The sequence below is a fragment of the Lutibacter sp. genome, assembly GCF_041596795.1.
GTDB lineage: Bacteria > Bacteroidota > Bacteroidia > Flavobacteriales > Flavobacteriaceae > Lutibacter.
Genome location: NZ_JBFHHX010000088.1, coordinates 1 through 14,710, shown reverse-complemented (window position 1 = coordinate 14,710; position 14,710 = coordinate 1). Strand labels below are relative to the sequence as shown.

Below are 14,710 nucleotides of genomic sequence, written 5' to 3'. Positions count from 1 at the left end.
TACAAAAATACGTTTAACACCAGGAGTTAAACCTAAATCAGAAGCTAACTCAGAGTTAAATTTTCTGTTTACGTGTTGTGTAATTTTTTCTTGTAAACACTCTTTTAATTGAGCTTTAGAACCTTTACAACCAGGGAAAATAGGCACATCTTCAATAATTGCGAAAGGTACATCTTCCATTATTTCTTCTTCTTCTTTCACTTCAATAATTCTTTCTACCTTTACAGCTTCTTTCTCATCTGTTTCAGTAGACTCAATAATTGTTTCTTCAACTTCTTTTTCGTCTTCTACCACTTCAATTTTATCTGGAGTTGGTGGAGGTGGAGCTTGTTGTTCAGGCGGTTTTACTTGCTCTATTTCAACTGTTTGCTCTTCATCTTCAATATTGTATGTTGCTATCCCTAGGTCAGCAATTACTCTATCATACGTTTTTTTCTCTATCGCTAAATAAACTACAAGTAGTGCTAAAACTAAGCCTAACTGCATAAACAACTTACTGTAGTTTTCTAGATTTGCTTTTGGGTTCTTTTTGATTTGCATCTGTAAAAATTTTATAGTGTGCTAATTTAATAATTTTCATGTAACTTTTACAAGTATATTTTTATTTAATCTATTTTTTTTTGGAAATGATAAAAAATACCACAAAACCTGTTAGTATTCCTATAAAATTAGCCAAAATATCTAACAAATCAAATTGTCTATAGCTTGTAAACACTCCTTGTAATACCTCAATAAGTATGCCATACAACAGAATTAACACAAATATTAACCTGTTAATTTTAAATATGTTACCGTTATTTTTAAACGTTAGCAACCAACTTATACTAATTAAAAAATAGGCCGCTAAATGCATTAATTTATCAGAAACATGAACCGTTGTAATTGGAGTATTGTTTAATGAAATTAAACTCCCAATTCCAACCCCAACAGTTAAAATAAGTGCTAAAAATAAAAAATTACGATTCAATTAACGCTTTGTATGCTTCTGGAGTTAATAAATCTTCTATCTGCGATGCGTCTGAAATGGAAATTTTAATCATCCATCCTTCTCCGTAAGGGTCAGAATTTACTTTTTCTGGAGCATCTTCTAATGCATCATTAAAAGCTGTTACTTCACCTGTTAATGGCATAAATAAATCTGAAACGGTTTTTACTGCTTCTACTGATCCAAAAACCTCATCTCTTTCTACTGTTTCATCTAAAGTATCAACATCAACATAAACAATATCTCCTAATTCTCCTTGCGCAAAATGCGTAATTCCAATTGTTGCAGTATCGCCTTCAATTTTAACCCATTCGTGTTCTTTTGTGTATTTTAAATTTGCTGGAATATTCATTTTTTTTATTTTAAAATTTATATTTAATTTCCTAATATATATCTAACACTTAAACCAGTGCTTACAGATAGTCTTGGGTAGGTAGTAGAAATTGCATAACTTGATGAACTTTGATCAAAGTAAAAAGATGCTGTTAAACTTTTACTTACCGCATAATCTGCATACAGCTTTAATGATAGTAAGCGTTGACCACCCGTTACTTGATTATTATCTTCATCTATAGCTCTAATAACTGTTAAATTATCTCTTAATGTAAGATCTGCACTTAAATCTAAATCTCCTTTTAGTTTTGTAACCTCTCCGCCAAATCTAAATTTCATAGCTAAATCTTTTATTCTATATCCTAAACCTATTACATATTCAACACCGTTTACTTGAGTTATTGTATTATTATTAAAGTTTAGTGTTAAACTTCTATCCTTATTAATTCTACCTGCAAATGAGAATGAATTTTTCATTTTTACATCTACTTTAATAAGTGGAGAAAATTCTTCCAATAAATTTACAGTAGAAAATAGTGTTTTATTTAAATAATTTCCAACAATATCTGTTGTAGCATACGGATCATCGGCAACATATTCCAAATTATTACTAAATCCAGCTATTGAATATAACGAATTATAACTATGCGACAATGAGAAACTTCTAAAATTCTTTTTAAACCATTTCATTTTCATAAAGCCTTTATAATCTAGTTGCCATCCAGGAATTGGAACGTCTCTAAATGCTCCTAAATTAACAGAAGATGCATCAGAACCAGAATATGCTGCTATAAATGCTGGTAAAGAAACCTGCTGACTTGTTTCTCCAAAACCAGTTATTGGCTGTCCAGATTGTGTGGCTAACCTTTGAGATATTATTGCTCTGTTTGCTTTAAATTTTTCAAAATTTGCATCACCATTTTTAAATGAAGTTTTTACCATATTATGACTGATACTAAAACTACCATATTCTGATATTAGCGAATCATCACTTAAAACATTGTCAATCACATCCATTTGTTGCGATGTGTTTTTTGTATATGTTTTACTACCTCTTAAATCAATTTTTAAATCATTAAATGGCTCTACAGTAAAGTTTAAATCTAGTTTATTGTAATGTGTATTACTATATGTTTGACTGTAATAAGCATCATCTGTACCTCTTGATACCAACCAGTTATTTTCTATAGCTTTTTGTCTAATATCAACCTGACTTCCAAAAACAAAACCTAATGTTGGCGATAGTCCTCCATTAAAATTATCGCGTCCTAAAAATCCAATTTCAGGAACATAACCAGGTAAATAAGTACCGTTGTTTTCGGCATAATTTATTTTTGCCTTTTTTACTGATGTTAACACACTGTAAAAAGTTTGTCCTATTTTACCTCCTAATGTTTTTTTCTTTTTAGCAACAGAATTTCTTAAAGCAACAGGTGCATTTGCATTTGTTCTTATACCGCTAGTCGATTTTTTATTAAACAAACCATCCAATCCAATAGTTTTATAAAATTTGCTAAAATCTACATCTACAGCCAATGCCTGCGTATTTGCATTTTGAATAACATTACCAATAAGATCTACGTACGATTGTGAAGAAGCTTGCCAATCAAAATCTGCTGTATAAGTAAAATCCGCTTTCATAAAATTCATAAACGGAAACTTTTCTAATGGTAATTTATAAGTACCACTTAATGCCTGATGATAATTATCTGGCCTTCCAATAGATAGAAAATTATCAAATATTTTTACATCTTCAGATGATTCATACGTATCATATATATATTGATTGGATGCTCTAAAATTAAACTGAAAAGATTTTGTTAGGTTATATCCAACTGTATAATCCCAATCAAACAAGAAATTTCGTTGTTCTAATGTTGGTAAATCCGACAGTCCATCAACTAAACTTCTAGATAATTGCTCATTATAAGTTCTATAAATGGTTGAATTAATAGCAACGGTTGATGGTACTAAATTCACATTTAAATCTTTTATAAATTTTAAATATTTACTATTTAATGATTCTAAATTTTTGAAAGGTTCTATAGATTTTTCCTGAAAACTATAATTGTAATTTGCAGAGGCTCTTACATTTTGATCTAAGTATTTTTCAACACTATAATCTCTATGATAGGTTTCATTATAAGCATATGAAACCGATAAGTTTTCTACATTATAAAATTTTGGTTTTTTCTCAGAATTCGGATTTGATTCTTTTCTAACATTAATTAAACTAATACTTCTTTTTTTAGTTAATTCTGAAGAATACTCACTATTAGGATTAATATCTACTGCATCTTCATAAAGAACATCTTGGTATTGTGAATCGTACTTTGGATCTACAATTTCTTCTGAAATACTATAACTTAATGGCAACTTAACACCCCAAGTTTTAGGAAGTAATTGTCCTAAATTTATACTAGCAACCAAATCGTATGATTTTGTATCCTCCTGACTTCTTTCACTTACACTTTCCTCAATACCACCAAAACCTTGTGTTTCCATTCTACCAGTAACTGAAACTGTTGCAAAATCTGCTAAATTAGCATCGGCGCTTACAACGGCAGCCCAACCGCCTTCATTATCAAATCCTGCTACACGCATTTCATTAAACCAAATTTCTGCGCTTTGGTTTGAGGTAGAAACGTTTTTTACACCTAACATAATGGTTTTAATGTTTGATAAGTTTGGACTTCCTTTTACCCGAATATCGTAATCTTCTAGTCCGTCAATTGGAGAAGCCTCCCCAATAGCTGGGTATAAAACATTTGACGCAATTCCATCTTCAAAACGCAATAATTTTAATTGCCCTAAATTTTCAAGTAAAACTTCAATATTATTAACTTCTGGCCAAACTTCTAAATCAGTAGTTGAATCATAATCAGAAACTGAAATTAGTTTTTCTATTTGATAATAATTATCATCTAAATCGGTACCAAGTCTAATAATTGCTTTTAACTCATCATCTTGAACCTGTGTTTTTGTTTGCACTCCTTCGGCATGTATAAATAGCTTTAAATTTTCATACATATTTAAATCTATAGCTACATTTTTATAAATAGCTCTAATTGCATTTGGTTCTAAATCTGTAACTTTTAATGATAAAGACTGTTCGTTTTGCTCTTGAATAGTAGTGGTTCCTCTTAATATTTCACGTTCTATTCCTGGAGGTAATACATAAGGTATTGGGCTTCTATTGTCGTTTTCCTCTATATTAACTACTCCTACTTCAAAGTTTTGTAATTCTAAATCTGTTAAAGTTTGTGAAGGACTAATATCATCATCTAAAGTTTTTGTGTATCGTCTCCAATCTCCTCTTACTAATTGAAATTCACCAAAACGTAAAACAACTGGCATTTTAAATTTGGTTAAGAACATACGCATAAATCGGATAGAACTTAATCCAGAAATATCATTAATTACCTCATCTGGATTGCTAACCTGAATTCTAAATTGTAACCATCTAAATTGCTTCGTACTACCATCGGATAAAGTTACTTCAACATTTTTTTCATCAACAATATTGTTTTCCCCTACAACCAAATCACTTTTGTTTAATGATACTTTATATTGATAATAACTTTCTACGGTACTCATTGTTTGATCTTTATCAATATCTTCAGTGTCAGGATATGTAGTTGCTGAAGTAGTATAACTCTCTGGTGATAAGTTAGTAGTAGGTGAATTTCCTTGGGTATTATTGTACTTTTTATACCTTGTTAAAATAGATGCATTTGCAGCATCATAATCCGAACTTCTAAAATAGGTATAGTTATCATTAGATGGATCGGTTCCAAAACTGGTTCCAAATAATTCTATTTCTTTTTCATCGGTTAAACCATCGTAACCAACATCTTGATTTAAACGTTCCGAATCACTATCTCCAAAGGCATAAAGTAAAGATTGAGTTGAAGGAACTCTACCCCAAATAGTTGAATCATAATCGGTATCTAAAGTGGTTTCTGGCAATCCGTTTTCATACATTTTTCGTCCATCTTTCAAAACATCTTCAGAAATATTTCCTAAATTAAAATACAATTCACCAACCTGATTTAAAGCGTTTGAAGGATCTATACCAGCAGGTAAACCTTCTTCGGTAGTTATGGAATAATGATCGTACGGATCCATTAACCAAAACTGAATATATTCCACATTAGATTGTTCAAAGTTTGTAGTGGTTAAAGCTCTTGTAATACCAGCCCATCTATCTTCAGGATTTGTAAATTCTCCGTTAGTATTTACATTGCTTGTATCGTAATTATAACTTCCTCTCTGGTTTGGAAAATAAGCCAAATCAAAAGTGCTTACAATGGTAGATTGTGTTAAATCTAAATCTTCCTCAGGAAATAATTCTTCATATTTAACACGTCTAACCTCAGCTCTTGAAAGCTCAGTATTATCAATATTATTTGGTTTAGTTGATGAGCTTCCATAAAATAATGGATCAATTGTATACCATGCTAATTTTGCACGTTTATAATTGTACGACAAATCAGATGCGCTTCCTCCAAAATCGAACTCTGTTTGGTATTGAGGCGTACTAGCCATATACCATTGTTGAACTGATTTAATTTCTAATGGAATTTCTGAACCCTCAAAATCGTCTATATAAGAAGTTGCTTCACCATCTTGTTCAATACTACTTGAAGATCCTGGCTTTAAATATGCAAAATCACCTCTTATTGAGAAGTTAGACATAACATCTGTATCAATATTTGGTAATTTGTTAACCAAACGAGTTAAAAACGGAGCCTCGCTTCCATAACTTGCATTTAAACCAAAAATGCTATTGTTAATTGCTTCATCTCCTAATGTTGCTTTTTGAGTAATTGATTTTTCACTTAAATTTAAAAATGTAGCACCAACAACAAATTTATCGGAAAACTTATGCTCAACATCTACTCCAAAAAAGTTTTTTGTTTGAGAATTAAACGCGGAATTATTTTCAACTGAAACCTCTATTTCAGCATCTGAAGCTTCTAAACTAGCATTTATTATTTCAACAGTACCCATTTGATAATCCACCACATAATCCACACCTTCTACCAATTCTCTACCGCCAGTTGTTACTGTAACCGATCCTTGTGTAACATTAAATGCTCCTAATGAAATTCCACTTGAACTTTCTGATGACAGATATCCTTTTAAAAGGTATTTATCTTTATTTTGGTAATTATTTTTTGCTTCTGATTGTGTTAAGGTATATAGTTCATTAAAAATATAATCAGCATCTTGCGAGTCTGTTAATTTAGTTTCTAAATCTTCACCAAAAGGTTCAACTTTTGGAAAAATAATAAATCCTTTTTCCGAATTTACCGTAGATCCTTCCACATAATCAAAATAGCCATCTCCATCAGCAATATATGTCTGACTTTGATCTAGCCGATCAACACCAAATAAATTTAACAAAGTTTTATCCGCAACATTGGCAGATTTCGCATTTTGTAAAACATTAAGTGAAACTCCAGTATCATCATCAGTATATAATAATTCTAACCTAAAACCATCACTACTCATGTTATAGGCCTGTAAAGAATATACGTTTTTCATCATTAAATCCCACATTGGAATTTTTGTACTGATTGTTTCGCTTCTCAATAATTTTACAACTATATTATTTGGCGATACAATACCATCACTTGTAAATTCACCCACTTTATACACCGTAGAACTTCCGCTTATTGTATATTCAAAAGCCACTGCTAACACATCTGAATCGGCCAATCTACTATTTAAAGATATATATCCTAATTGCGAATGATATGAAAACTCACTTGAACTTAATTTTACTGCATTTTCTAATACGGAATAATCTCTACCTTGTTGCATTGAATAAGGTGATAAACCCGAACTAACTGTAGAAACACTTCTTACAGCATTTGTTAAAGTTAAAATATCAGAAATATTATTTGCGCTGTTTGAAGGATACTTTTGCCCTGGTGATACTATTACATTTGCAGGACCAATATTTAATTGACTTTCTTCTCCAATATCAGCTAATGCAACAATATTTCTTACATCTGTTGTTGTAGAATTTCTGTTGGTTTTCCAAACTTCTATTTTAGTAATATTTATAGAACTGTTAATTAAAGGAAAATCTTTTACCGCATTGTTGTAATTATCTCTAAAATATTGTGATAAAAAGAAATGCCTATTTTGATCATAATCACTGGCTTGTAATTCAAATTCTTCAACTGTTGAACCTCCTTGTGCAGTTACTGAAGTAGTTGAAGATTTTTGTTCTGCAAACACACCAGTTACCGTAGTTTTTCCAAATTGCATTTGTGCTTTAACACCAAATAAGTTTTGCGCCCCAACAATTAAAGAGTTGTTAATAGGCATACTTACGTTTCCAACTTCAATTTTTTGAAGAATATCATCTTCTGTTGGCTCGTATTCTAATTTAATTTGGTTTTGAAAATTAAAGGTAGATTGCGTATCATATTGCGCCGCAACTTTTAATCGGGTTCCTACTTTTGCCTGTATACTTGCGCTAATTTCTTGATCAAAATCAAAGGTTAAACTACTTCTATTTTGTTCTGTTAACTGTGGGTTATCGGTTTTTTGATACATAGCACCCATTTTAACCAAAACTGATCCTTGCGCATTTACTTCAATTTCATTACCACCAAAAATTGATTCAAAAAAGTCTGATTTTACATAATACGTGGGTAGTAAATTTTTTTGAGCATCTATACTACCTTCTTTTTTACTATTTGTTGCGCTTATTTTACCTCTGTAGTATTCAAGCATGTCCTTTTGAAGTTTGTATTCTTTATACTCTTCTAAGGTCATATAAATTGGTCTCTTAATTTGAATATCGCCAATTTTCTCAACAATAATGTATTGTTTTAATTCGGCATCATAAATAATTTCAGTTGTTGACGGATCCATTAAAAACAAATTACCACTTTGCTCACTTTTAAAAGGGTATTTTAATTTTAAAGAATCTACCTGTTTAGATACCACTAAAGAATCCTTATTATTTACTGGATTTGTTATTTGCGCTTTTAGCATTGATTGCACCGCAAACAATAAAAAAAGGAATGTAATTTGCCTAATAATAACTATTCTTTTATTCAATTTTTATAAATTTTTTAGCGCTTTTTTTATTAAAACTTCAACACTAGCCAATGTATCTTCCATCAAAATTTTATCAATCACTTTTTCGGCTTGTTTTTTATTGAACCCTAACACTTCTAATGCTGATAACGCTTCGTTTTTACTAGTATTGCTTTGAATATTAGAAACTTCATCAACCAAAAATGTATTTGAAATTTTATCTCTTAAATCCACTAGTACTCTTTGAGCAGTTTTAGCACCAATTCCCTTAACAGACTGAATTAACCCGACATTTCCCGAAGCTATTGCTCTTTGAATTTCATCAGTTGTCATGGAAGATAACATAGTGCGAGCAATACTTGGACCTACTCCAGAGACTGAAATGAGTAACCTAAAAATTTCTCTTTCAACCTTTGAAATAAATCCATATAAAGTATGAGAATCTTCTTTTACCGACAAATGGGTATATAAAAAAACAGATTCTTCATTGGGTAATAGCGTAAATGTATTAAGGGAAATATTTAACCAATAACCTACGCCATTGGCTTCTATCACAACAAATGTTGGGTTTTTTTCTACTAATTTTCCTCTTAAATGGGTAATCATTAATCTATAAATCTATGAACCACCAAATGTAGTAAAATAATCTGTATCTTTTTTAGCATTTTCTTGAGCATCAACGACTGCTACACAAACCATGTTTACTATTTCATCTACACTACACCCTAATTGTAAAATATGTACTGGTTTTTTTAAACCCATAACAACTGGACCAATGGTTTCTATATTATTTAACCTACGGATTAATTTATAACTAATATTTGCAGAATTTAAATCTGGGAAAATTAGTCCGTTTACTTTTTTATTATGAATCTTTGAAAAAGGAAATTTTTCGCCTCTTGATTCCATATCTAACGCAAAATCTGCTTGAATTTCTCCATCTATACATATATCTGGGTAATGTTTATGCAAATAAGCAACCGCTTTTGAACATTTTGAAGGCGATTCAAACTTGGCCGAACCAAAATTTGAATAAGACAACATAGCTAAGTTAGGTTCAATACCAAATATTTTCATTACTCTATTTGTCATTCTGGCAATTTGTACCAAATCTTCTTCAGATGGATCTACATTAAATGCTGTATCAGAGAAAAACATTGGGCCTCTGCCAGTCATCATAATATTGGTAGCAGCAACTTTATAAACACCATCGGCTTTTCCAATTAAATCAATTATTGGTTTTGCAACACTTGGGTAACTTCTAGAATATCCTGTAACCAATGCATCTGCCTCACCTTCATTTACCATCATTGCTGCAAAATAATTACGTTCACGCATCCATTTTCTTGCATCTAATAATGAAATTCCTTTACGTTTACTTTTCTCCCAATATATATCAGCAAAACGATGTCTTCTTTCTCTTTCTGAATCTGATTTTGGATCAATAATTTGAACATCAGCTTCAAAATTTAATTCAAGCATTAACTCTTTAATAATTTCCTTATCTCCTAATAATATAGGTTTTGCAATACCATCTTCTAAAACAATTTGCGCTGCTTTTAAAACGCTTAAATGATCTGCTTCAGCAAAAATAACACTCTTAGGATTTGATTTAGCGCGTGAAGTAAGCATACGCATTAACTTACTACTTGTTCCTAAACGATCTGCTAAACCATCTTTATACGCTTGCCAATCTTTTATTACTTTCTTTGCAACACCAGATTTTATTGCTGCTTTTGCAACTGCTGGAGGAATTTCCGTAATTAAACGATGATCGAAAGGTTTTGGAATTATATACTCTTTTCCGTATTGGATATTGGTTTCACCATAAGTAATATTTACTTGTTCTGGCACAGATTCTTTTGCTAAATCAGCAAGTGCAATTACCGCTGCAAGCTTCATTTCTTCATTTATTTTGGTAGCTCTCACATCTAAAGCTCCTCTAAAAATAAATGGGAATCCCAACACATTATTTACCTGATTTGGATAATCTGAACGTCCTGTTGCCATAATTACATCCTTTCGTGTTTTTACAGCCAATTTATAGTCTATTTCAGGATTTGGATTTGCCATTGCAAACACAATAGGATCCTTTGCCATAGATTTTAACATTTTTGGTGTAAACACATTTGCAACAGATAAGCCAATAAGAACATCACAGCCAACAACAGCTTCTTCAAGAGTGCTTATATCTTTATCGGTAGCAAATTCGGCTTTTTGTTCGCTTAAGTTTGGATTGTCTTTTTTAATTACACCTTTACTATCACACATTACTAAATTTTCTTTTTTAGCACCTAATGCAATGTATAATCTTGAACAAGAAATGGCAGCTGCTCCAGCTCCATTTACTACAATTCGAACTTTAGAAATATCTTTTCCCGCAATTTCAACTGCATTTTTTAAGGCTGCTGCAGATATAATTGCAGTTCCGTGTTGATCGTCATGCATTACAGGAATATCTAATTCCTCTTTCAGTCTTCGTTCTATTTCAAAAGCCTCTGGAGCTTTTATATCTTCTAAATTAATACCACCAAAAGTTGGCGCAATATTTTTAACTGTTTGAATAAACTCTTCAACATTCTTTGTATCAACCTCAATATCAAACACATCAATATCTGCAAATATTTTAAAAAGCAATCCTTTTCCTTCCATTACGGGTTTCCCCGCAAGAGCACCAATATCTCCTAAACCTAAAACGGCTGTACCATTTGAAATAACAGCAACTAAATTTCCTTTTGAAGTATATTTATAAGCATCATCTGGGTTTTTTTCTATTGCTAAACAAGGCTCAGCAACACCTGGTGAATACGCTAAAGATAAATCTTTTTGTGTTGAATGTTTTTTTGTTGGTACTACTTGAATTTTTCCTGGATTTGGAAACTGGTGATATAATAAAGCTTCACTCTTTTTTTTGGACTTACTCATGACAATTGTAATTTATTTGAAAAACAAATTTATCAATTTATTGGTATTAGTTTCATTTTTATAGCATTTATAATTAGTAAATGAAATAATTGTAACAGATAACTAATAATTATCTACAAATTCTTCGAATTCTATTTTTTTAGAAATGAAATATTCCGAACTAAACCCGCATATTTTGTGCGTTTTACAGCAGATTTTTTAAATATTTTTTGAAAAACATCAATAGTTATTTCTTCCCAATCTTTTTTTGATATGGAAAGCAAATTGGAATGTGGTATAAATTTTTCTTCGGAATGTGGCTTAGAAAAACGGTTCCAAGGGCAAACATCTTGGCAAATATCGCATCCAAACATCCAATCTTCAAATTTTCCTTTCATTGAAATTGGAATTTCTTCTTTTAATTCTATAGTGAAATACGAAATACACTTACTTCCATCAACAGTATTATTTGGTAATATTGCTTGAGTAGGACAAGCATCAATGCATTTTGTACAGGTTCCGCAATGGTTGGTTATAAACGGATTATCATAAGCTAACTCCGCATCTAAAATAAGTTCTGCTAAAAAGAAATATGATCCTTTGTTTTTTTGAAGTAATAATGAATTTTTTCCGCGCCAACCTAAGCCGCTTTTTTCTGCCCAAGCGCGTTCTAAAACCGGCGCAGAATCTACAAAAGCTCTTCCGTTTACTTGTCCTATTAAATTTTCAATAAAAAAAGTCAGCTCTTTTAATTTAGCTTTTATAATATGATGATAATCTTCTCCATACGCATATTTGGCAATTTTATAGGTATCCTCTTTTTGATGAATTTCAGGGAAATAATTATATGATAAACTAATAACACTTTTAGCATCATCAACTAAAAGTCTTGGATCTAATCGCTTGTCGAAATAGTTTTCCATATAATTCATTTTTCCGTGAAAACCATTTTTTAACCAATTTTCTAATTTGGAAGCTTCTTCTTCTAAAAAATCTGCTTTTGCAATACCGCAACTTTCAAAGCCTAATCGTTTAGCTTCTTGTTTGATTAAAGTTGCATTTGTTTCAAGATTTTTCATGTATTACAAAGCTAAAAAAATCCCGCAATTGCGGGATTTTTTTTATTAATCTTCTTTCGGAATATAGTAACAACCTCCTGGAGATTTATCTGGCGTAAAAGCTCTGTTAAACCATAAAGGTCTGCGTTCTCCGTTTGGACCAGGAGCAGGACGCGTCATTGCCAACCATTCTTTATAAATTTCGTGAGATTTGTTGGTGTCTACAAAAATATCACCATACTTATCTTCGGGTTTTGGTTTTTCAATTCGCACACGTTGATGCCAACAATGCATTCCACTAATAGGATCTGGATGCACTGCATGTGTAATATTTTGATGCACACCACCATCTTTCCAAAAAATTCGTTTAGAATCTTTATCGCTAGATTCAAAAGGATGGATGCCAGAAACAGTGTTCATTTTCCAACCACCTTCACCATTACTTTGTATTTTCACTGTATTTGTAGCCCAGCGGTTTCCAATTTTATCTTGTGGTCTTCTCCAGCGTCCAATATGATGCGAACATGCTACAACGCCAGGTTTCATACTTTGAGTTACCCAAACTTTATCAATAAAATAACCAATATCCGTATTCATTTTTACCAAATCACCTGTTTGGAATCCCCATTTTTTGGCATCATCTGGATGCATCCAAATTGGATTTCTGTTAGAAATTTCAACCAACCATTTTGCATTTCCTGATCTTGAATGAATTAAAGTTGGCAACCTAAATGTTGGCACTAATACATATTCTCCTTTAGATTTATCTAAATTATCATTATGAATATGACTCTTTATATATTTTGGAATAGCATATTCTGGCCATTTCCAATCTACCATAGTTTGTGAATAAAACTCGTTTTTACGCGAAGGTGTAGGAAAGCCAACCATTGCTTTACCATTAATCATTACTCCAATTTCTTTTCCATCTTTAAAAATCACATCGGTATCCTTATCAACTGTAGAACCTTTTAATTCTTCTTCGGTTAATAATGTTTCGTTTTTTTTGTACGATTCTCCTTTTTCAATTTCAAAAGCTCCGTACTTTTGCATGTATTGTAATTCTGTAATTCCTTCTTTTTTAGCAGCTTCAGGTAAACCTTTTACTCTTTCAAAAATATATTGATAATATTCATCAATGGTTATTTTTTTACCCGGACGATACGGAGATTCAAAATGTTTTCGAATTCCCATACTTCCATCAGGATCAATTCTCCAAGAAAGTTCTATCCAAAATTCATCTTCTTCCCAAACTTCACCAGGATTTGCCTGATACGTATATTCTACTGGTTTGCCATTTCTTCGTGCAGCTTCTCTTAAAACTGGTTGGCGAAATGCAACCCATGTTCCACCGTGTGTTGCATATGAATTTAAATCATGACGCTCTGAAGCCAATCCCATTGGTAATACAAAATCTGCGTGAAAAGCCGTTTCATTCCAAGTTGGAGTTAATGCTGCGTGCAATCCAAATTTGGTTTCATCCATATACATTTCCATCCACGTAAATCCATCAGGATAGGTCCAAACTGGATTAAATACTCGCGAAAAATACACATCCATTTTACCTCTTCCTTCTTTTAAGAAATGTGGCAACAACTGGCTCATTTCAAAAAATGCTAACGGATATTCTTTTGGAAAATGTAATTCGTTCCATTTTTTTTGAGGCGCAGGCGGGTTTGGTTGCGTTGGCTTGAATTTATTCCAGCTATTTGGTGATGTTCCTCCTTTAGCGCCAACCGCACCAGTTAATACCGTTAAAAAATGTAAACAACGAGCAACAGCCCAACCTCCAAGGTTTGAAGCTCCTGCTGCACGCCAATTATGTGATGCAAATCTCTCACCAGCTTCACCAATTTTATGCGCAATTTCAACAATCATATCCGCTTTTACACCTGATTCTTTTTCTGCAAACTCTGGTGTAAATTCTTTGTACTCATCAATCATTGCGGCAATATAATTCTCAAATGTGATCTCTTTATCACTATGCATTGCCTTTAAATAGGCTTTCCAGTTGGTCCAGTTTTCTAAATAATTTCTATTGTATAATCCTTCTTTTAAAATAATTAATGCCATTGCTAACAAAACTGCAGCTTCCGTTCCCGGATATGATGGCAACCAATAATCGGACATACTTGCCGTGTTGGATAAACGAGGATCCATGGTGGCTAGTTTAGCACCTTTCATTTTTCCTTCAATAATACGTTGTGCGTGCGGATTAAAATAATGACCCGATTCTAAATGAGCAGAGACTAATAAAATAAATTTTGCTTCGGCGTGATCTGGTGAAGGACGGTCATAACCGTACCATAAATTGTATCCAAATCGTGCTCCGGAAGAACAAATATTTGTGTGAGAATTATGCCCATCT

Annotated in this window: 8 protein-coding genes; all 8 read right to left on the bottom strand. The window is 32.0% G+C overall.

The genetic code is table 11. The annotated features are described in order from the left end of the window. The coding region (locus ABY298_RS10825) for an energy transducer TonB (protein ID WP_372746071.1) at positions 1-540 on the bottom strand (540 nt) is incomplete at its 3' end. A 70-nt stretch (positions 541-610) separates the two neighbouring features. After that, positions 611-967: a VanZ family protein gene (locus ABY298_RS10820; protein WP_372746070.1), complete on the bottom strand. Its 357-nt coding sequence runs from the start codon at positions 965-967 to the stop codon at positions 611-613. Further along, positions 957-1,337: a glycine cleavage system protein GcvH gene (gcvH, locus tag ABY298_RS10815; RefSeq protein WP_372746069.1), complete on the bottom strand. Its 381-nt coding sequence runs from the start codon at positions 1,335-1,337 to the stop codon at positions 957-959. Before gcvH ends, ABY298_RS10820 begins: the two co-directional genes overlap by 11 nt. Before the next feature lie 23 nt (positions 1,338-1,360). After that, entirely contained in the window at positions 1,361-8,401 is a 7,041-nt protein-coding gene (gene sprA / locus ABY298_RS10810; RefSeq protein WP_372746068.1) for a cell surface protein SprA, read from the bottom strand. A gap of 3 nt (positions 8,402-8,404) precedes the next feature. Beyond that, positions 8,405-8,986, bottom strand: coding sequence for a Holliday junction branch migration protein RuvA (ruvA, locus tag ABY298_RS10805; protein ID WP_372746067.1), 582 nt, complete (start codon positions 8,984-8,986; stop codon positions 8,405-8,407). A 12-nt stretch (positions 8,987-8,998) separates the two neighbouring features. After that, positions 8,999-11,305, bottom strand: a complete 2,307-nt coding sequence (locus tag ABY298_RS10800; protein WP_372746066.1) for an NADP-dependent malic enzyme — start codon at positions 11,303-11,305, stop codon at positions 8,999-9,001. 131 nt (positions 11,306-11,436) lie between these two features. Beyond that, positions 11,437-12,363: a tRNA epoxyqueuosine(34) reductase QueG gene (gene queG, locus ABY298_RS10795; protein WP_372746065.1), complete on the bottom strand. Its 927-nt coding sequence runs from the start codon at positions 12,361-12,363 to the stop codon at positions 11,437-11,439. Between the two features lie 45 nt (positions 12,364-12,408). Further along, on the bottom strand, positions 12,409-14,710 hold a 2,302-nt coding region (locus tag ABY298_RS10790; RefSeq protein ID WP_372746064.1), incomplete at its 5' end, for a molybdopterin dinucleotide binding domain-containing protein.